This is a genomic window from Nocardia sp. NBC_01388 (assembly GCF_045040085.1).
Classification (GTDB): Bacteria; Actinomycetota; Actinomycetes; order Mycobacteriales; family Mycobacteriaceae; genus Nocardia.
Genome location: NZ_CP109553.1, coordinates 1,916,517 through 1,936,308, shown reverse-complemented (window position 1 = coordinate 1,936,308; position 19,792 = coordinate 1,916,517). Strand labels below are relative to the sequence as shown.

21 protein-coding genes are annotated in these 19,792 nt (G+C 64.2%); 7 read left to right on the top strand and 14 right to left on the bottom strand.

Going from position 1 to position 19,792, the window contains the following annotated elements; genetic code table 11:
- Nucleotides 1-123: 123 nt before the first annotated feature.
- Complete coding sequence (locus tag OG716_RS08985) at nucleotides 124-549, top strand: nuclear transport factor 2 family protein (RefSeq protein ID WP_405137196.1); 426 nt, start codon at nucleotides 124-126, stop codon at nucleotides 547-549.
- Nucleotides 550-567: 18 nt separating this feature from the next.
- On the opposite strand, the gene OG716_RS08980 is transcribed toward OG716_RS08985, so the two are convergent.
- Genes OG716_RS08980 through OG716_RS08970 form a run of 3 tightly spaced genes read right to left on the bottom strand, consistent with a single transcriptional unit; the run spans nucleotide 568 to nucleotide 2,970 of the window.
- A complete protein-coding gene (locus OG716_RS08980) occupies nucleotides 568-1,569 on the bottom strand; it encodes a zinc-binding alcohol dehydrogenase family protein (RefSeq protein WP_405137195.1) in 1,002 nt (333 codons plus the stop codon).
- Between the two features lie 13 nt (nucleotides 1,570-1,582).
- Nucleotides 1,583-2,116: a hypothetical protein gene (locus OG716_RS08975; RefSeq protein ID WP_405137194.1), complete on the bottom strand. Its 534-nt coding sequence runs from the start codon at nucleotides 2,114-2,116 to the stop codon at nucleotides 1,583-1,585.
- Complete coding sequence (locus tag OG716_RS08970) at nucleotides 2,113-2,970, bottom strand: SAM-dependent methyltransferase (protein WP_405137193.1); 858 nt, start codon at nucleotides 2,968-2,970, stop codon at nucleotides 2,113-2,115. Before OG716_RS08970 ends, OG716_RS08975 begins: the two co-directional genes overlap by 4 nt.
- Before the next feature lie 195 nt (nucleotides 2,971-3,165).
- On the opposite strand from OG716_RS08970, the gene OG716_RS08965 reads away from it, so the two are divergent.
- The 3 genes from OG716_RS08965 to OG716_RS08955 all read left to right on the top strand — a co-directional run bounded on the left by OG716_RS08965 (nucleotide 3,166) and on the right by OG716_RS08955 (nucleotide 6,658).
- On the top strand, nucleotides 3,166-4,101 hold the full coding sequence (locus OG716_RS08965) for a TIGR03619 family F420-dependent LLM class oxidoreductase (protein ID WP_405137192.1): 936 nt from the start codon (nucleotides 3,166-3,168) through the stop codon (nucleotides 4,099-4,101).
- Between the two features lie 31 nt (nucleotides 4,102-4,132).
- Nucleotides 4,133-5,614 carry an MDR family MFS transporter gene (locus OG716_RS08960; protein ID WP_405137191.1) on the top strand — a complete coding sequence of 494 codons (1,482 nt, stop codon included), beginning with the start codon at nucleotides 4,133-4,135 and terminating at the stop codon, nucleotides 5,612-5,614.
- 243 nt (nucleotides 5,615-5,857) lie between these two features.
- On the top strand, nucleotides 5,858-6,658 hold the full coding sequence (locus tag OG716_RS08955; RefSeq protein WP_405137190.1) for a BTAD domain-containing putative transcriptional regulator: 801 nt from the start codon (nucleotides 5,858-5,860) through the stop codon (nucleotides 6,656-6,658).
- Between the two features lie 3 nt (nucleotides 6,659-6,661).
- Here OG716_RS08955 and OG716_RS08950 read toward each other — a convergent pair whose 3' ends face one another.
- Complete coding sequence (locus OG716_RS08950; protein ID WP_405137189.1) at nucleotides 6,662-7,339, bottom strand: TetR/AcrR family transcriptional regulator; 678 nt, start codon at nucleotides 7,337-7,339, stop codon at nucleotides 6,662-6,664.
- A 52-nt stretch (nucleotides 7,340-7,391) separates the two neighbouring features.
- On the bottom strand, nucleotides 7,392-8,279 hold the full coding sequence (locus OG716_RS08945; RefSeq protein ID WP_405137188.1) for an NmrA/HSCARG family protein: 888 nt from the start codon (nucleotides 8,277-8,279) through the stop codon (nucleotides 7,392-7,394).
- Between the two features lie 171 nt (nucleotides 8,280-8,450).
- Between OG716_RS08945 and OG716_RS08940 the strand changes: the two genes are divergently transcribed.
- Nucleotides 8,451-9,581, top strand: a complete 1,131-nt coding sequence (locus OG716_RS08940) for a hydrolase (RefSeq protein WP_405137187.1) — start codon at nucleotides 8,451-8,453, stop codon at nucleotides 9,579-9,581.
- Nucleotides 9,582-9,588: 7 nt separating this feature from the next.
- Here the strand turns inward: OG716_RS08940 and OG716_RS08935 are convergent, their stop codons facing one another.
- The 6 genes from OG716_RS08935 to OG716_RS08910 are packed head-to-tail and all read right to left on the bottom strand — an operon-like array spanning nucleotide 9,589 to nucleotide 14,761.
- Nucleotides 9,589-10,080 carry a flavin reductase family protein gene (locus tag OG716_RS08935; protein WP_405137186.1) on the bottom strand — a complete coding sequence of 164 codons (492 nt, stop codon included), beginning with the start codon at nucleotides 10,078-10,080 and terminating at the stop codon, nucleotides 9,589-9,591.
- 17 nt (nucleotides 10,081-10,097) lie between these two features.
- Nucleotides 10,098-11,018 (bottom strand): MBL fold metallo-hydrolase, encoded by a 921-nt coding sequence (locus OG716_RS08930; protein ID WP_405137185.1) that lies wholly within the window; start codon nucleotides 11,016-11,018, stop codon nucleotides 10,098-10,100.
- Nucleotides 11,015-11,968: an aromatase/cyclase gene (locus OG716_RS08925; RefSeq protein WP_405137184.1), complete on the bottom strand. Its 954-nt coding sequence runs from the start codon at nucleotides 11,966-11,968 to the stop codon at nucleotides 11,015-11,017. The genes OG716_RS08930 and OG716_RS08925 overlap by 4 nt, the downstream gene beginning before the upstream one ends.
- Nucleotides 11,965-12,225 carry an acyl carrier protein gene (locus OG716_RS08920; protein WP_405137183.1) on the bottom strand — a complete coding sequence of 87 codons (261 nt, stop codon included), beginning with the start codon at nucleotides 12,223-12,225 and terminating at the stop codon, nucleotides 11,965-11,967. The genes OG716_RS08925 and OG716_RS08920 overlap by 4 nt, the downstream gene beginning before the upstream one ends.
- Before the next feature lie 38 nt (nucleotides 12,226-12,263).
- A complete protein-coding gene (locus tag OG716_RS08915) occupies nucleotides 12,264-13,496 on the bottom strand; it encodes a ketosynthase chain-length factor (protein WP_405137182.1) in 1,233 nt (410 codons plus the stop codon).
- Nucleotides 13,493-14,761, bottom strand: a complete 1,269-nt coding sequence (locus OG716_RS08910; protein WP_405137181.1) for a beta-ketoacyl-[acyl-carrier-protein] synthase family protein — start codon at nucleotides 14,759-14,761, stop codon at nucleotides 13,493-13,495. The genes OG716_RS08915 and OG716_RS08910 overlap by 4 nt, the downstream gene beginning before the upstream one ends.
- Nucleotides 14,762-14,946: 185 nt before the next feature.
- Between OG716_RS08910 and OG716_RS08905 the strand changes: the two genes are divergently transcribed.
- Complete coding sequence (locus OG716_RS08905; protein ID WP_405137180.1) at nucleotides 14,947-15,747, top strand: SDR family NAD(P)-dependent oxidoreductase; 801 nt, start codon at nucleotides 14,947-14,949, stop codon at nucleotides 15,745-15,747.
- A 42-nt stretch (nucleotides 15,748-15,789) separates the two neighbouring features.
- Here the strand turns inward: OG716_RS08905 and OG716_RS08900 are convergent, their stop codons facing one another.
- The 3 genes from OG716_RS08900 to OG716_RS08890 are packed head-to-tail and all read right to left on the bottom strand — an operon-like array spanning nucleotide 15,790 to nucleotide 18,025.
- Complete coding sequence (locus OG716_RS08900) at nucleotides 15,790-16,215, bottom strand: hypothetical protein (protein ID WP_405137179.1); 426 nt, start codon at nucleotides 16,213-16,215, stop codon at nucleotides 15,790-15,792.
- A 59-nt stretch (nucleotides 16,216-16,274) separates the two neighbouring features.
- Nucleotides 16,275-17,099, bottom strand: a complete 825-nt coding sequence (locus OG716_RS08895) for an SAM-dependent methyltransferase (RefSeq protein ID WP_405137178.1) — start codon at nucleotides 17,097-17,099, stop codon at nucleotides 16,275-16,277.
- A 32-nt stretch (nucleotides 17,100-17,131) separates the two neighbouring features.
- On the bottom strand, nucleotides 17,132-18,025 hold the full coding sequence (locus OG716_RS08890; protein ID WP_355121705.1) for a helix-turn-helix transcriptional regulator: 894 nt from the start codon (nucleotides 18,023-18,025) through the stop codon (nucleotides 17,132-17,134).
- Nucleotides 18,026-18,180: 155 nt separating this feature from the next.
- Between OG716_RS08890 and OG716_RS08885 the strand changes: the two genes are divergently transcribed.
- A complete protein-coding gene (locus OG716_RS08885; protein ID WP_405137177.1) occupies nucleotides 18,181-19,623 on the top strand; it encodes a hypothetical protein in 1,443 nt (480 codons plus the stop codon).
- Nucleotides 19,624-19,792: the final 169 nt, after the last annotated feature.

Genomic DNA, 19,792 nt, shown 5'->3' with positions numbered 1-19,792 from the left:
CCGAGCGTCGCAGCATCTACTCGAGATCGGCTCGAGCCGGAAATGAATTGCGCTCGAGCTGATTTCGACCGCCGTCGCAGAACCTTGGGAGCGCCGATAGCGGTCCGACGAAGGAATCCAGCCATGCCGACGAACGTCTCCCCCGAGCTCTACACCCGAGTGCAGCAGTTCTACGCCCGACAGATGCAGGCTCTCGACGATTGCCGATTCAAGGAGTACGCGGCGACGTTCACTCCGGATGGCAGTTTCCAGCATTCACCCGATGCCGAACCGGCGATCACGCCGGAGGGGATCGTGGCGGAACTGGAGAATTTCCATCGCCGATTCGACAATGATCCGGTCCAGCGACGGCACTGGTTCAACCACATCGACCTCGAAATGTGCGCCGACGGGAGCATTCGATCCACCGTGTATGCCCTGGTGGTTACCGTTCGGCCGAATTCCAAGCCGGAAATCGCGCCCAGCTGTGTCGTTCACGACGTACTGATCGACGAAGACGGTGCTGTCGCAGCGCGTTCGCGCCTGGTGACGCACGATCAAATCCGCTGACCAGCGCAGACCCGGCGATCAACGGCGATCGAGCTCCGGTAGTAGCACAACCCGTCCGCGGTGCAGCCGTTGTTCGACGAGGCGGTGCGCCGCGGCGGCGGCCGACAGCGGAAGCCTGGCGAACACGCTCGTATGCACCTGCCCCGAGCACAACCAGCGTGTCAGGTCGCTGACGGTATCGAGGTGCTCGGACGGCCTGGCGGTTCGCCAGGCCGTCAAGGAGAATCCGGATACCGACTTCAGCGCGACCAGATCCAGCACGGATACCTGCGGGATGACCGCGCCACCACCCGCTGATCCATAGAAGACCAAATGCCCTGCGGGAGCGAGCAAGTCGACACCCTGCAGCAGAACGTCCCCGCCGATACTGTCGAGAATCAAATCGACGCCACGTCCACCGGTCGCCCGCCTGATTTGTTCGGCCCACCCGGGACGGGTGTAATCCACCACGACATCGGCGCCCAGGCTACGGGCGAACTCGCGCTTGTCGGCGGCGCTTGCCGTCGCGATGATCTGGCCCGCACCCGCCACCTTGGCGAACTGCACCGCAAGATGCCCGGTAGCCCCGGATGCCGCATGCACCAGGACACTCATGCCCGGCCGGAATCCTCCCGTAGCCATGACTCCGGCGGCAATCTGCCCGGCGCCCGCCAGAATGGTCGCCTCGGCCGCATCGAGTTGGCCGGGGATCGGTATCAGCGACTCGGTATTCGCCACTGCCCATTCGGCGTATGCCCCGTGCATCAGGTATCCGCCGACTCGATCGCCCTCGTGAAAGCTCCCGGCGCCGGGACCCGTCTTCTCGACGACACCGATGACATCACCACCGAGCACTACGGGGAAGGTCGGATGCCAGAGCGGACCCGGGAATTCATTGCGTCTCATCTGAGTCTGCGCGAATCCGACGGCCACCGCTTCCACCGCGAGGAGCACCTGTCCGGGTCCCGGCCGCGGGATGTCCACCTCTTCGGTCTGCAATACTTCCGGACCGCCGTATCGGTGCAGCGAGACAGCGAGCATCTGGTCCTCCGGATCAGTTTTCGATCGCCACAGTGGCGAGAGATGGCTGGGCGCCGGTGGTCCGGCCCGTCACGGTCCCGGCCCAGCCTTTGGCGGACTGCTCCCACTGGTATTCCCACACAGCCCGGCCGGATTCGAGTCCGACCAGCAGTTCGCCGTAATCAGCAGTGGCACTGGCCGTTACGGTCGGCAGCACGAAGGGCGTTCCCAGCGGAATGGCGCCCGGAACCCACAGCACGAACCCGCCGGGCTGATCCTGGTCGGCCAGACCGACAGTTTCGATATCGCCTCCCGACAGGGAATACCGCACTCCCCGCACCTCGCCACGCGCCGCGATCCGCAGTCGAAGATTCCATATGCGACTGCTGAACTTGGGGTGGAAGAGAATCGGCCCGGCGGTGAGTTCGACGGTGAACTCCTGCCCGGGTCGAGCGGTTCGCGGTGCCCGGACGGAAAAGTCGAGCGAGTACGGAATGGTGTGCACGTCCCCGGCCGGCTCGGTGTAGACCACGCATTGCAGTCCGACAGTCATCACGAGTGCGTTCACATCGCCCTCCGCGCGTGCACCACACCGCTCGGCTGGGCCGCAATCTCGGGCGAAAGCTGCGCACCGCGTCCGTAACGCCCCGCCAGCTCACCGATCAGGGGCGAGTCGACAACCTCCCAGCCCCACGCAGTAAGCCAGGCCCAGGGCGCACTGTCATCGACGGCGTCCTGCCACTGGGCGTCGATCCCGACCAGAGTCTCTGCCATGGTCGTCGAATGCCGTTGCCTACTCGACACGTTGAGATGGTCGAGCGCAATCTCACTGCCGGGCACCGAGATTCGGGCGATCTCTGCCAGCAGCGCGTCGTTCTCGGCGCGAGTCAGGTACGGCAGCAGTCCCTCCACGAGCCATGCGGTCGGCCGCGACGGATCGAAACCCGCGGCCGCGAGCGGCGCGTACCACGGTTGCCGAAGATCGGCTTCGACCACGGCATGTTCGTCGCTGGTCGGCACGGCGCCGAGCCCCTCCAGAACCCGGCGCTTGAATCGCAGCAGATCCGGCAGATCGAGCTCGAATACATGCGTTCCCGCCGGCCAGTTCAACCGGAAGGCCCGGGCATCCAGTCCAGCCGCGAGGAGCACGATCTGACTGCAGCCGCGCACCCGCGCCGCGAGCAGCCGGTCGTCGAAGTAACGCGTTCGCACGGCAACGTAACCGGCGAACTCTCGCATCCGCCCGACCGGAGCCTCGTCGATCGCATCGACAAAGGCCTGCGCGAACGGATCGCTGAAGAGCCGATCTTCTCGAACGGTTTCCATGGCCCGCCCCACCGCGATTCCCACCGCCGTGAGGCTGACGCCCGAGGGCAGGGAACCGGATGGACCGGCAACTGGTCCGGACTTCGTCTTCGTCACAGGTTTGGTCCCTTCGCTGTGCATCACACCGGTCCTCGGTGTCGGTCTGGTACTCCCGCAGCATCGGCACCCGGTCTGGAGGCCCACTCGAATACCGCTGGGACCGAATTCGAGTGAGACTCGACCCGCCCTCGAGCCGAGCGTCGCCACTATGCAGTTCGCAACCGATTCCTCTTGTGAATGGAGTGAACTCGCATGGCCGACCAACAGCTCAGCGGAACCACCGGGCGTCAACTGAAGATCGGAGGCGACCTGCCGTATTTCGATACCCGCGTGGAACTGCGGGACTATGTACAAGCTTTCGAGGAACTGGGGTTCGATCACCTCGGGTTCGGCGAGCATGTGCTCACGGCCCGGGTGCCGGATTGGCCGGCGGGCATCTCCCCGTGCGAACCATGGCACGAGGCCTTCACACAGGCTGCCTTCGTCGCGGCCCTCAGCACCAGGTTGGAGATCGCCGCCTCGGTGCTGCTGCCGCTTCGATCCGCGGCACTGGCAGCGAAGCAGGCCGCGGAGATCGATATCTTCTCCGGTGGGCGGCTTCGGCTTTCGGTCAGCGTCGGCTGGAATCGCGCAGAGCTCAGCGCGTTCGGCGTTGATCCCGCGGACCGCGGCGCACTGCTCGAAGAACAGGTGCAGGTGATGCGGCTGCTGTGGACGGAACCGAATCTGACCTATCGAGGACGGTTCGTCCAACTGCCCGAGGTGGCGCTGAATCCGCGACCCGATCGACCGATTCCACTGTGGATGGGCGCCGGTGATTTCAAGACCGGAGGCGTACCCCGCGCCGTGCTGCTCGATCGCATCGCCCGGGTGGCCGACGGGTTCAAGTTCTTCGGGCCATTGATGAGAGAGCCCCAGAACGGGCTCGAGGTGGTTCGCAAACTCCGCGAACTGGTCGTCGCGCACGGCCGTCCGCTCGAACAGTTCGGCATCGAAGCGCGCATCCCGCTGCAACTGGTCGATGAACGAGAGTGGCTGGCCCTCTTGGACTTCTGGCAAGCGGCCGGTGTGACTCACCTCTGCCTGTCGAATCGCCGCGGTGCGGGCGGCGCGGACGCGGAGATCGAGCGACTGACCCGCTTCCGCAAGCTTCTCGACGAGCACTCAATTAATCATCCAATGGGTTGACAATCACATCTCATGGGATGACTATCGTCGTATGAGCGTGCGCGACGAACCGACAACCGACTCCTCGGCGCAGGATCCCAACCCCGGGACATCCACCCCGCCCGAACCACCTCCGGCACTCACCGCCGAAGCCAAACGGGTCATCGTGGTAGTGCTGCTCGGTGCGATCCTGGCCTTCCTGGACGCGACCGTCGTCAATGTCGCGCTACACAATCTCTCCGTAGACTTCGACGTCACCCTGGGAACCGTCCAGTGGGTGGTCACGAGCTACCTGCTCGCACTGGCAGCCGTGATTCCTATGTCCGCGTGGCTCATTCGGCGCTTCGGCGCCGCCCGGATGTACACGATCGCGCTGGCCGTATTCGTGGTCAGCTCGCTGCTCTGCGGCCTGGCGCACAATGTCGGCACACTCATCGCCTTCCGCGCCCTTCAGGGCATCGGCGGCGGATTGATGATGCCGGTCGGCCAGGCCATCCTCGTCGCAGCCGCGGGACAGCGCGGACTGGCGCGGGCCATGAGCGCCATCGGCATTCCCATGGTCCTCACCCCGGTGATCGGGCCCACCGTCGGCGGGCTGCTGCTGGCGCACGCCGGCTGGCAATGGATCTTCTGGATCAATGTGCCGATCGGGATCATCGGAATCGCGCTCGCCGTACGCATGCTGCCGCCGGACACTCCGCAGACCGGCGGACGACTCGACCTGGTCGGCCTGCTACTCCTGTCCGGCGGAGCGACCGCGCTGACCTATGGTCTGACACAGGCGAGCGAACGCGGCTCGGCCCGGCTCTGGCACGGCGTCGCCCCTGCGGTTGCGGGCCTGGCACTCATCGCCGCATTCGCGGTCTGGGCGCTGCGAGCGCGCAACCCGCTGTTGAACCTGCGCATCTACCGGAACGGCGTCTTCGCATCCGCTTCGGTAGCCGTATTCGCAATGGGTGCAGCCACTTTCGGCGGAATGATTCTGATGCCGCTGTACTACCAGGTGATCCGGCACGATGACGCGGTGACGACGGGCATGCTGCTCGCACCGCAGGGGCTCGGCGCAGCGGTGGCAATGTTCTTGTCGGGCAGGCTGTTCGAGAAGATCGGCAGCGTGACGGCTGTCGTCGGCGGGATCATCTGCGTTGCCGCGACCATCCCCTTCATAGTGATCGGGCCCGGAAGTTCCTACTGGCTACTGAGTATCGCCCTGGTGGTGCGCGGATTCGGACTCGGCATGGCCGGAATGCCGGCCATGACCGCGGCCCTGCGGGCCGTAGGACCCGACGAGGTCACCGATGCCACTCCGATCCTCAATATGCTCCAGCGTGTCGGCGGCTCGGTGGGCACGGCACTCTTCGTGGTCGTGCTGCAACAGCATCTGGACAACGCCGGCACGGATGTATCACAACAGGCGTCGGCATTCGGGACCGCATTCATCTGGGTGCTCGCGGCCACCGTCCTCGCCACGCTGCCCGCAGTCTTCATGGCACGCATCGAGCGCACGTCGATTTACACCACCCAGGCACAGTAGAGAGGATTCGACGACAACTCGATATACAAACCGCTTGGTGTGAAATGTAGTGCAATTCCATTGGACATTTCACTACTGGCCTATGCACAAATTACGTCACCAGTCCACACAATATGATAATCAATGTGACGCATATAACTTCGGTCGTTATACTTAACTGAGGTAACCTGTCATCGGAGTGCAAAGCAAGCTTTCGATGACAACGGCGTCATCTCTCAACGGGTGGGCATGAGAGTAGGCGTCATGGAAATAAAGCTGTTGGGTCCGATTGAAATCTCGGTCAATGAGGTGTCGATCGTCCCGAGCGCAAGCAAACCGCGGCAAGTTCTTGCACTGCTTGCAATCCGCCGCAGCCAGATTGTTCAAACCAGTTCGCTCGTCGACGAACTCTGGGATGAGCGACCACCGCGCAGTGCATCTACCACACTACAGACTTACATTCTGCAACTCCGAAATGGATTGGCGAAGACCGGAAACGCCAGATGCTCGCCGAAAGACCTGCTGGCGACTTGTTACGGCGGGTATCGATTGCTCACCGAGGAAGCGAACTCCGATCTCCAGAAGTTCGAAATCCTGGCATCGGCCGGCACCGATGCCAAGGATGCCGGGGACTACAAGACCGCATCCGAACGCTACGCACAAGCACTTGCACTGTGGCGTGGTCCGACACTCGTCGACGTGAAATGTGGTCGATTACTGTCCGTGGAAGCAGTCGGAATAGACGAGAAGCGCCGTCACGTCCTGGGGCAACGCATCGATATGGATCTCCATCTCGGCCGCCATTCGGCGCTGCTCGCCGAACTCTGCATGCTCGCCGCGGAGTGCCCCATGGATGAGGACCTCTGCGCACGGCTGATGCTGGCGTTCTATCGGTCCGGGAACGCCTGGCGCGCGATGGAGGCATACCACCGCACACGACGCGCGCTCGTGGACGGACTCGGCGTGGAGCCTTCGATTCCGCTGCGCCGGCTCCACCAGGCCATTCTGTCCAACGATCCTGGTCTCAACGGTCCGCAGGACGATCTGACCTGGCTTGTCGGCTGATTCTCAGTCCGATTGATGCGACGGGCGGTCACCCGTCGCATCAGGCCCGTGATCCTGCAGGTGCGCGATCAGCCGCTGCACCTGCTCACCGTACTTCGCCCGGAATTCAGCACTGCCGGGATCGTGTCCGAGTAGATGATGCGCACTCCGGGGCAGCACACCGGGAGCCATGATGATGCTCATCAGAACAAGCCGCACGAAGCCCGGATCCAGGTCCGCCGCGATCTCGCCCCGCGCTTGTGCGCGTTCGACATTCGCAACATCCTGATCCAGCATCTGATCTTCCAGTACATCCACATCGGCGTTCTCGAACTCCGCCGGATCGGTCAATCCACGCCACAGTGCCAAGCGAATATAACGAGGGTCCCGTAGTCCCGCATCGAGGTACTGCAGCGCAATTTCTTCGAGTGTCTGATCGGCGTCGGCGTCCACTTTCCCACGCTCGGCCGACCGGCGCTGTATCTCTCGATACAGCCCTTCTTTACCCCCGAAATAGTAACTGATGAGCTGCTTGTTCAAGCCCGCCCGGTTTGCAATATCCTGGACTCTCGTGCCCGCATAGCCCTTGGCGGAAAATTCACTCAGTGCCGCGTCAACCAGAGCGCGGCACGACCGTTCCGCATCGCGCACGCGTTCCTCGGATTGCGGCGAACGGCGTGACTTAGCCGCATCGGATGACATGGGCACAGCTTATCAGATCGCCCGAAGTCATCCGATTGCGTGCCTCGAATTTTCAGACTCGATTCACCGGCTCCACCAGCGTCCACTCGCGCATTTCCAATAGCTGCGAAAATGTGAGCATATCTGGATGCGCGGCCCGCAGCGCCGCGATATCTGCCCGGTAGCCGATATCATTGAACCATTCGAATGTCTTCGCCATCAGCGGGTCCTTCGCCCGCAGCTCGTCAATCGGGATCTCATCGAACGTGACAGCACTCCTTGTATGCCGGGCGAAGGCGGAGGCGATTTCCGGACCGGACAGCGCTTCACCGGCGATCTCCTCTGCTCGACCTATCCAGTGATCGGGATCACCGAAGGCATCCGCAACGAAGAAACCGATATCCTGCGACGCGATGACCTGCAGCTTCGTATGCGGGTACAGCGCCCGGCTGAATGCGAACGATCCGTCATTCCGGCTGACCGGCGGCCAATCCAGGAAGTTCTCCATGAAGTACACCGGTCGAAGGAAAGTGGCAGGCACACCGGATGCCCGCAGGTGCTCCTCGGCCTCCAGCTTCGCTACCCGCCAGATCACCCCACCCGGGTTCTCCACACCGCCGACCGAGCTGTGCACGAGGTGCTGTACACCGGCGGCCGCGGCCGCGTCCGCCAGCAGTTTCGCGTGGCGCACCTCCCCGTCCAGGCCATTGCCATGGGTCGGGGTGAAGACGGTGAATACGCCATAGGCTCCCGTCAGCGCTCGATGGACCGATGCGGGGTCGTCCAGGTCACCGCAAGCCAGCTCCGCGCCCAGGGCCGCGAGCTCCTTCGACTGCGGCTTGTCCAGATCCCGAACAAAGGCATGGACGCGCCAGCCGCTCTTCAGGAGATGCCGGGCAACGCTGCCGCCCTGCCTGCCGGTGGCGCCCAGCACCAGAATCCAGCGTTCGTCGTCGCTCATTGGTCAAGCCGTCCCTTCATCTACGTATCGACAATCCCAGCCTGGTGCGTGCCGGTCGAGATCCGCTCGAGGAGTGCAGGATTCGGCCGCGATCAGTGTCGAGCAGAACTCGAGGCGGGTCGTAGAGGCTGCAGGTGGAGCCAACGCCCAGCATCCGACGAAGGGGCATCCATGACATCGAGTACGACCGGACTGCTTTACGGTTCCGGACAATTGGCGAAGGTCGCCGGACAGCACGCGGTGCGGGCGGATCGAGATCGGCTGCTGCACCGAGACGTGATCACGACCGTCAGCGAGGCCGGGTTTCCTCGTCACTTCGTGCCGCGCCGGTGGGGTGGCGTGGCAGGAACATTCAGTGACTTTCTTTCCGCGGTCACAACTGTCGCGCAGGAATGCGCATCGACAGCATGGGTCGCGAGCCTTGCCGCGGGAGTTCCGCGGATGGCCGCCTACCTGCCCGAGGACGGCCAGGCCGAGCTCTGGCAGGACGGTCCCGATACTTTCATCGTCAGCGGCCTGATGCCGAGCGGCCGCGCCGTACCGGTGGCCGGCGGCTGGATGCTCAGCGGCCGATGGTCTTTCGTCTCGGCGGTGGACTTCTCGGACTGGGCGCTGCTGTGCGCGCATACCGAAGGAACCGACCCCACGCCGGCCGCCCTGCGATATTTCGCGGTTCCACGACGGACCTACACCATCGAGCAAACCTGGAACTCAACGGGCATGCGCGGCACCGGGAGCAATACCGTCATCGTCGAAAACGTCTACGTGCCCTCCGCACGCGTGTGCGCTCGCGACGAAGTGATGTACGGACGCGATGACCTCGAGTCCTGCTGCCACCGGGTACCGCACGTGGCGATCAACGGACTGGGATTCGCGGCGCCGGTGCTGGGCGCCGCCCGATCCATGCTGTCCGCCTGGTCGGCGTGGGCGGCAGAGCGCAATTCCCGCACCGCCGACGGCGATCCACAGCATGCGGACAATGCCAGGCGAAACGAGATTCTGGCGCAGGCGGCCGTCGAGATAGACACCGCAGATCTGCTGCTGCGCCGGCTCGCCCAGTTCGCCGATGACGACGTCGCCGACACATACCTGGCACGGACCGGCCGCGATGCCGGCTTCGCCGCGCAGCTGATATCCACTGCCGCGCAGCGCCTGTGGCAGTCCATGGGCACGTCCGCCCAGTCAGCGGGAAGCACGCAGGAACGGGCCTGGCGCGACATCAATATCGGAGTGACCCACCTCGCACTCCGATTCGACATAGCCGCAACCGTTTTCGCACGCCACGAACTGTCGCAACGCTGAGCCGGAATCACCGGAGGGGCCGGGGCATGGTCTCCGACGCACATACTCGCGTGAACCGGCGGTCCCAGTAGACCGCCGGATCTCGCCGTTCACCGAGATCGACCATCGTGACCGCGCCGACGATGATGGTATGGTCCCCCGCCGGATATTGTTCGTGCACAGTACAATCGAGCACCGCGACCGCCCCGTCCAGACTGAGTCCGCCCTGCGGAGAATGCCGGAACGCGCCCTCCGCGAATTTGTCGGCCGAACCGCTAGCGAAGGTTCGCGCCAGCACTGTCTGATCGGTCCCGAGAATGTTCACCGTGAACGCCGAGCTTGTCGAGAAGACCGGAAAGCACCTGGCGGAGTTGGCCAGGCACACGAGAATCAGCGGCGGATCCGCGGAGACCGAGCACAACGAGCTAGCGGTGAAGCCGTGCGGCCGCTGCCGTTCGTCGAGCGCGGTGACGATCGTGACGCCACTCGGGAACCGCGCCATAGCCTCGCGGAATACCATGCTGTCGAACGGTGTGCCTACGCCAGACATGTCGGCAACTTCCCGCCGTTGAGCTCGATCAGCTCACCGAAGACGGTGTCGACATCCAGCGGCCGGGCCGGTGGATGTCCACGGAGTTCGTCGTAGGCGCGATGCAGATTGGCGACGATGCGCTCGGAGTCGACCAGGTGCGCGAAGGAGCCGAGATCCGCGGCCCGCGCCACCTGCATGGGCGTCCTGTTTGCGCGCAGCCCCTCCGCGGCCAACTCCCATACCCATTCGAAGTACGTCCGGGTCTGCTCCAGCACTTCCGGGCCGGCGATCGGCCCGTGCCCGCCAATCACCGTTTCCGGCTCCAGCGCACGTAATTCCGCAAGGGCCTCAAGTGATCCGGAGATCGAACCGAAGAGCACGAAGGGTGTCACACCGGCCATGACAACATCGCCCGCGAACAAGATCCGCCGTTCTGGCAGCCATACGACCACATCGTTGGTCGTGTGCGCGGGCCCGACGTGGATCAGTTCCACGCGGTGCTCGCCGATATGAACCGCGATGCGATCCGCGAAGGTGACCGTGGGCAGGGTGACCCGCACCTGTCCCCATTGCACTCCCGGCCAGATGGCAGTGAGCGCAAGTCCGGTTTGCTGCATCTCGATGCGTGCCTGCTCGTGCGCGATCACGGTGGCCGCCCGCCCGAACTCATGGTTGCCGAAGTTGTGATCGCCGTGATGATGGGTATTGACGATGGTTCGCGCGGGTCCGGGCGCCAGCCCGTCGACGATCTCACGGAGTCGGCGTGCACGGGATTCGGTCGCGAGGGTATCGATGACCAGTGCGCCATCACCTCCGGCGATGACGCCCGCGTTGCTGACACACCACCCTCCGGGAGATTGCAGGTACGCGTGGACACCCGCGCCGAGATCAATTATTTGCTCGTCTACGTCGCCGCGAATTCTCATGCCGGGTACGCCGCCCGCGCGGCGTACTCACCAGCTGCGCTCATGGTCGTTCGACTGTTCGCGCCGAGCGCCCCGCGGATGTAGTCCCGAGCCGCTGCCAGAGTTGTTCCGGGCCCGAGCACGCCGTCGATCGCGGAGGGATCGACGGCGACGGTGTGGCGCGACGAAATCACAAGTTGTCCGGCAACATCCGCGAACTCCCACACCCCGCTGTGACCGGACAGCAGGTCCGGCAGGATCGTCTGCTTGTACACAATCCGCTCGCGCGGGAAGCACACGCGGATCGACTTCGTCGTATGCCGCAGCCCGTCCGGCGTGACCGTGTCCATCGTCATCTCCTGCACGCCGCCGGGTGATTCGCGCAGGTCGACATGATCCACATGCGGGAGCCGCTGCGGCCACAGGTCCGACCTGGACACGAAATCGTAGGCTCGGGCGGCGGACGCCCCCGGAATCTCCAGCCGGTCCTCGAAACTGAAGACGATATCGTCGACCGGATGGTCCAGCGCGGCCACCCTGCCCAGCGCATTCAGCTCCTGCACGCTGTTCCGATCGACAGCCGTGGTGATCCATTCGAGCGCGCCGGCATCATCGTCGACAGCCGAGAACCCGTGCTTCAGAAGCATTTTCGTGCGCTCATCGCCTACCGCGGGGAAGGACCACTCCCCCGACATGGCCGCGATCGGTGCGGCAGTGCGTTCCTGCCGGAAGGAAACTCGATGACCGGCCGCGTCCAGTACCCGGCGTGAGGTCCAGGACTTGACTTGCCCGTTGGTCTGCGCCCACAGCTCGATACGCTCCGCATCGTCGGTCTGCTCCAGGCGGCGCGCGTACACACAGGGTCCGAATATGACGGGCCAGCGTGTGACATCCGAAACCAGGTCGTACAGGCGTTCTGCCGGCGCATCGACCACGTCGGAATGCTCGACGTTGCGCAGCGACCAGCTCACGATTGAACCGCCTTCCCCGTGGCGTTCACCAGATCGGTCAGTTCTCGCGGAGTCTTGACCTGGGTGAGTTCCTCGTCCGGAACATTGATTCCGTACTCACGTTCGATCGCCGCCGCCGATTCCATCAGCGCAAGCGATTCGTACCCGAGATCCTCGAAGCTGGTATCGGCGAATTCGCCTTCGCCGACCTCGATCTCGGGCGCGCCGGCACTCGAGACAAGGATGCGGCGTAGATCTTCGAAACTGATGACTTTCATATCGATCCTTCGATCAGATGGTTGGGTCGGGAGCAACGTCAGAGGGCGGCGGGAGCGTGCCATTCCTGCACGACAACGGCCGAGTTGAAGCCCCACAGCCCACGCGCGAGTACCAGGGCCGTGGTGACATTCGCGGTGCGCGGCGCCGTGCGCACCAGGTCGAGCTCGTATTCATCAGGCACCGAGGTGGTCCCGGCCGTCGGCGGGATGACCCCATCACGGATCGCGAGCAGGGCGCCGACGATGTCCAGCGGCCCACCGCCCGAATAGGTACGTCCGGCAGCAGCCTTCGGGGCCGTCACCGGAACACCGAAGGGACCGAATACCTCACGTAAAGCCTTGGCCTCCAGGCGATCCAACTCCGGGACACCCACCGCGTCCGCGAAGACGACGTCGATGCCCGCACTGTCTATCCCCGCGTCGGACAGGGCGAGTTCGATCGCCCTGCGAAGACCGGGCTCGCCGCCCGATTCCGGCGCTGGATCGAAAGTTGTCGCGTATCCGGATATTTCCCCATAGATCCGAGGCGCGCCCCGCTGTACCGCTGCCTCTGCATCCTCGAGAACCAGCAGGGCGCCGCCCTCGCCGGGTACGAATCCGCGGGCATCCGCGTCGAACGGCAGATAGGCGCGGGCCGGATCCGAACACTCACTCAGTCGGCCACTCGCAATCTGCGATACCCAGCCCCACGGGTCGAAGGCCGAGTCCACTCCGCCGCTGACAACCAACGGTGTGCCTCGCCGAATGGTCCGTCTCGCATGGCCGATGGCATCGAGCCCACCTGCCTGTTCGGCCACGAGCGCACTGCTCGGCCCCCGCATACCGTGCCTGATGGAGATTTGCCCGGTATTGACCGCGTAGAACCACGCGAAAGACTCGTAGACACTGACTGCTTGCGGACCCTCGGTCCACAGCTTCCGGAACTCGCGGTGGGTAAAGTCGAAGCCGCCCAACGCATTTGCGGTCACTACACCCATGTCGTAGTCGTTCATCGCGGATGGGTCGACAGCCGCGTCCGCCAACGCCCAGGCGGCCGCAATCAGGGCCAGCCGGGTCGACGTATCGGTCTGTGGCAGCAACCGGCTCGGAAGGTGTTCGGCCGCATCGAACTCGCCTATCTCGCCCGCCACCTGCACCGGGTAGCGGCCGATCTCGAAACGCGACAACGCGCCGAAGCCGTGGCGTGCCTCCAGGGTCGCCTGCCAGAAGGCTTGTGTGCCGATACCATTCGGAGAAAGGACACCCAGTCCGGTGACAACGGTCGCGGTCATGCCCACGATCCCTTCGGTCGTTCCAGCACCATGGCGCTCTGAAAGCCGCCGAAACCGCTGCCGACGGTCAGCACGGCGTCTACCTGCCGCTCTCGCGCGGTCAATGGCACATAGTCCAAATCGCACTCGGGGTCCGGCTCGTGCAGATTGGCTGTCGGCGGAACCATCCCGTATTCGATGGCCAGCGCGCAGGCTGCGATCTCGATCGACCCGATCGCACCCAGCGAATGGCCCACCATCGACTTGATGGAGCTCACCGGTGTTCGGTAGGCGTGATCGCCCAGAGCGCGTTTGAACGCCGCTGTTTCATGCCTGTCGTTCTGCTTGGTTCCCGAACCGTGCGCATTGATGTAATCGATTGCGGTGCTGTTGATTCCGGCGTGATCAAGAGAGGCGCGAATCGCCTCCGCCAACTCGCGGCCCTCGGGCCGCAAACCGGTCATGTGGTACGCGTTGCAGCGTGTCGCATAACCGGACACCTCGGCGTAGATGTGCGCATCCCGACGCCGGGCATGCTCATACGTCTCCAGCACGAACATCGCCGCGCCCTCGGCGAGCACAAATCCGCTCCGGGAGCGATCGAACGGTCGTGATGCGGTCTCCGGTTCGTCATTGCGGGATGTCGTCGCCTTGATAGCGTCGAAACAGGCCAGGACGATGGGCGTGATCGGGGTATCGGCCGCGCCGGCGATCATCACATCGGCGCTGCCCTCTTGAATCTGCTGCATGGCATGTCCCACCGAGTCCAGGCCGGACGTACAGCCGTTGGACACCATGGCCACCGGCCCCTCCGCGCCGACTCGCCATGCCACTTCGGCCGGCATGACACTCGGCGCCAGATAGTCGAACATGTGCGGTGATAGCCAGTTCTGATCAACCAGCCAGTTCTTGCCCGAATCGGACAGCACCAGATACTCGCGCTCCAGGCTCGTGGCCGCGGCCACCGCGCTGCCGAGGGTCACACCGACCCGCGCCGGATCCAGCGCGGCGAAGTCCAGTCCACTGTCCTGCACCGCTTCGCCCGCACACACCACCGCAAACTGCGTCGCACGGTCCATACGGCGGATCTCTCGTTGACTCAGCCCCTCCCAGACGGGATCGAAGTCGGCTTCGCCCGCGACCTGCGACCGATAGGGAGAAGGATCGAAGAACGAAATCCGCCGTGTCGCGGTTCGCCCCTGGGTCAGCAGATCCCAGAATTCTTTGGTGCCGCGCCCACCCGGGGCCCGCACCCCGATGCCCGTAATGACGACGCGTCGGCTCATCGCGGGCTCCGGTCGGAGGTAATCATCCAGACGAAATACATCTACACATCCCTTTCTGGCGTTGTCTGCGGCCACTCTCCGCGAACTGCCCAGAGACACAATGGAATTCGACTCGAATTCGGCTCGGATCAGCGCTACAGCCGAATTCGACCGAGGCCCGAGCCCACTTCCGAAAACTGCCTGCCATGGCAGCAACAAATCAGGCACCCCCGGACCGGCGGGTAGCGGTGGTTACCGGCGCAACCAGCGGAATGGGCTTGGAGATCACCAAGACCCTGGCCCGCGAGGGCATTTCGGTCTATGTCTGCGCACGACAGTCCGATGCCGTGGCCGAGTTGGTCAAACAACTCCGGTCCGATGATCTGGACGTCGACGGCAGCACATGTGATGTCACCTCATCCGAGCAGATCCGCACCTTCGTCCAGGCCGCCCGCGATCGATACGGCGTCATCGACATTCTCGTGAACAATGCGGGCCGCCCCGGCGGCGGCGCCACCGCCGAGGTGTCCGACGAGCTCTGGCTGGATGTGATCAACACCAATCTCAACAGTGTCTTCCTCATGACCAAGGCAGTGTTGACCCGAGGCGGGATGTTGGACCGCGGCGCCGGCCGGATCATCAATATCGCATCCACCGGCGGAAAACAGGGCGTCGTCCACGCAGCCCCCTACACCGCTTCCAAGCACGGCGTTGTCGGCTTCAGCAAATCGCTCGGCCTGGAACTGGCCAAAACCCGGATCACTGTCAACGCCGTGTGCCCGGGCTTCGTCGAAACACCCATGGCAGAACAGGTTCGCGAACACTACGCGGACATCTGGGGCGTCGACGAGGACGAGGTGTTCGATCGCATCACCGCCCGGGTGCCCATAGGACGCTACGTAGAACCCCACGAAGTGGCAGCGATGGTTACCTATTTGATCAGTGGCGGTGCGGCAGCTGTGACCGCCCAGGCGCTCAATGTCTGTGGCGGCCTGGGCAACTACTGATATATCATCAGGCCCTGCCCGGTGTATCCCGCGGCGCCGCTCCTAATGTCGGAGTTCACCACTCGCGGGCAAAAGGAATGCCGAGCGCTCGAACTCGTTCTGCTTGACGGCCTGGACGAATGCGGAGTATTCGAGGTGGTCGAAGTACAGTCTGGCGGCTCCGACCGAGGACTCGCATTCGGGCGAGGCGCTGAATTCGTAGAGGCCGTCGGCGCCCTGCACGATGAGCAGAATCCGCCGGAGTGGCCTGCCCGTTCGCAATGCCTGCTGGATGACCTCGAATTGGTCGTGATCGAAGGTCAGGCACTGTTCGGCGGGGACACGCGATTCCGCGGTGTCGAACGAATCGGTGAGTTTGTCGTCCCACATCAGGGTTCGGTGATCGTCGCGGTAGACCATGACACAGGCCTGCTGCGGTGAGCTCGCGGCCGCTTTGAGGAATTGTCCGACAGTGGGTGTCCTCGGCATGGTGGATCCTTTCGAACTGCGCCGGCGACGTCGGCGGCCGCACGGCGCATCTGACTGCGCTAGGGAAGGCTTCCCACAGCGGCGAAGTTGCAGGAGCGGGCGTAGTCGTCGGTATCGACCGGCTGATCGGGGTGCCAGTCCGTGGCGTAGGTGATGCCCGGTTCGGCCATCGTCCAACCCTCGAAGAACGTCGCGAACTGGTTCCGGTTGCGCAGCGTGACCGGTGTGCTCGCGTCGGTGAAGACCGCCGCGCCGGCCGCTACCTGCTCTTTGATCTTCTGCCCTGCGTCTTCGAGTGACACATGTGTCATCGCGATGTGACTGCCGGGCGCAACCGCATCACGCAGCTGCTTGATCAGGGCTGCGGGCTCATCGGCGTCGGTCACCCAGGGCAGCACCGAGACCACCAGCAGGCCGACCGGTTCGGAGAAGTCGATAAGGCGTTGTGTGTCAGGGTGTTCGAGAATGCGCGCCGGATCGCGCAGATCGGCGTCGACCATCGCGGTGGTGTCGAGCACCTGTTCACTCTGCAGCAGATCGCGGGCCCGGTTGATGGCCTCTTCGTCATTGTCGACGTAGACGACGCGGGCGTCGGGCACGAGCTCCCGGGCGACCTCGTGCGTATTGCCCCCGGTCGGCAGGCCCGAACCGATATCGAGGAACTGGCGAATTCCCTTGCCCGCCATGTATCGCACGGCGCGGCCCAGGAACCGGCGATTGTGCTGGGCCCAGAGCGGATAGAAGGGGATATCGGCGTAGAGCCGGTGGATAAAGGGCAGATCCGATTCGAAGATCACCTCACCGGTGATCATGTGGTGGTAGATGCGTGCCGAGCTCGGCTTGTGCGTATCGAGTTGCCGTGGCTCGAAGTCATTGCTGGACATCGTGATTCCTATTCAGTTGAGCGGTTCGCGGGCTATCGATGCACAGTCGGCCGACTGCGCAGACCGCGGGCGAGGTGTTCGATGAACTGGCGGGAGTCGGCGGGACTGAGCGCGGTCATGGCGAGGCGGTTGAAGATCTTGTCGCGGATGCCGACCGCGGGCTTGTCGTCGATGTAGCGGATCTCGCCCTGCGCCTCCACCACCGCCATTTCGAGGTCGCCCGCGGCTCCCGGCGAGGGCACCCGGACCAGGATGTAGCGATCTTCCATGCCCGCGCCCGGCGCCTGGTGGGTGAACGGCATGACCTGGATCTGAATATTCGGGCGCTGGGACAGCTCGATGAGGTGCACGAGCTGATCGAGCATCACCGCATCACCGCCGTATGTCCGCCGCAGGCAGGATTCGGACAGGATCGTGTGGGATTCGGGTGCGTGGCGCTTGAACAGGATCTGCTGACGGGCGATCCGCGCCTCCACATAGTCCTCGACCGTCACCGCGTCCGGATCGTCCGGGTCGAGCTGCAGGGGTTCGTGCAGTGCGCGAATGTAGTTGGGGTGCTGCAGGAGTCCGGGCACGATCTCGGCACCGGTTTCCCGCAGCCGGTCCGCCACATCCTCGAGGTCGACCAGCAGTCGCAGCTCCTCGATATAGGCGCGGCGGTAACCCGAGGTCCAGAACCCGCGGCGATGGTTGTCACCGCGCAGATCGAGCACGATCCGGATGTAGGCCTCATCGACGACCCCGAGCTTGCGCGCCAGCTGTTCGAGATCGTCGGCACTGAGATTGCCATTGCCGGCGACCGCCGCCGCGATGCGCGACTGGCTGACCCCGATCAGCTTGCCCGCGTCGGCCTGAGTGGTGCGCGCGCGGCGCAACATCGCGTCGATTTCCCGTCCCAGGAGCACTTTTCGTGCGGTTCTCGCCATGGCTCCCCACCGTATCGGGCTGCGCTTCGGACGCCACTATTCCATAATTCTGATTATCAGGTTAGATTATCAGGCACGATTATCGCGCGAAAAGGCTAGTGGCCCAACGTCGTACCGCACCTGCGCTTTCAGCGAGCCGAAGAAGGGCGGGGACCATGGACGTCACAGACACCGAACCCGACCAGAGCGACCCCCAGGCCGCGGCCCTCAGCTCCTGGGGTCGATATCTGCGTACCTTCCGCCGCACGCAATTAGGGCTCAGCCGTAGCGATTTCGCCGAGCTGGTCAATGAGCAGGGCCGGCGGCAGGGCATCAATGTCGCCTGTTCCGAGCGGCATGTGGCGCGCTGGGAGCTCGGCGAGGTCAACCGGCCGAACAAAACCTATCGCGGCCTGCTGGCCGCCATCGGCGCACCGGATCCGGCGACCATCGGTTCGCCCACGCCGTCGAGTCCTCCCCCACCGCCACACCACACCGACCTGCGCCCGGAACCTGATGAGCGCGAACGGGAAACGACTCTGCTGGAAGCGCTCGCCACCGCGGTCGTCGGCTCTCCCGACATCCTCACGCCGTGGCTCCCACCGCTTGACCAGGGAGCGTCCGAAGCGCCCCTCGGCAATACCGGGCAGTTCGATCTCGACTTCGTGCGCAGCGCCACCGCCCGGCTGCGCGAGGTCGACCAGAGCCATGGCGGCTCCGCGGTGGCCGAATCTGCCGTCAACCTCCTGACATTGACGACCGCACTGCTGGCGCGGTGCCGTGGTGAAGCGCGCGAACATTCGATGCTGATCGCCTCCGCCGATCTCGCGCGTCTGGTCGGGTGGGCCTTCCATGATGTGGGCGACCAGTATCGCGCGCGCCAATATGCCACGCTGGCATTGTTTTTCGCGCGCCGGGCCGGTGCGGACAGCCTCGTCGCCTCCACGCTCTACGTCCTGGGTCGCATCAACCTGATCGAACATGATCCGCGCACCGCCCTGCGCATGTTCCAACTCGGCCAGATGCCCGCCCAAGATGCCGCCAGCAGTGGGGAATCGGCGCGGCTGTACGCCAATGAGGCTTGGGCGCACGCCATGATGGGCGATGCCAATCGAATGCGGTTCGCGCTGGGCCGCGCCGAGGACGAGATCGCCCGTGTGGGTGACCTCATCGACCCGTGGACCCGAGTGTTCTTCACCCCCGGTGAATTCACCGGTATGCAGTCGGTGATCCACAGCGAATACGCGCTCACCGCAAGCGGTCCGGCCGTCGAACGCTATACCCTCGCAGCGGTGGAAGGCGCGCAGGCATCGCTGGCCGCCTCCGCACCCGGACGACCCGCGCGCAGCATCCTTTTCGACAACATCACCATCGCCACCGGAGCCTTCCGGCTCGGTCAGATCGGCGAGGCCGTCTCCTTCGCCAATGCCTCGCTGGCATTGACCAGCCAGGTCGACAGCGGAAGAGTCGCCGACCGCCTCGGCCGGATGGCGCAGGCGGCCACCCTCTCCTCACCACGGTCCGACGTCAAGGATGTATGCCACGCGGTGCGACAGGCGCTCGATACCGGTACGCGCACACCGCATTCGCCGATCGAATACCAGCTCGCCACCGCATGAGAACTCCGAATGTCCTGATCGGGACCGCCGATGTCATCCTCATGGGCGGTTCCACCCGGACTGCCCTGTCGAATGTCATTGCCGCAGAATCTCTTCGACGATTGAATCAATACATGACCACCGGTGATGCGGATACCTACCTCACGATCGACTCGCGCTACCCCTCCGC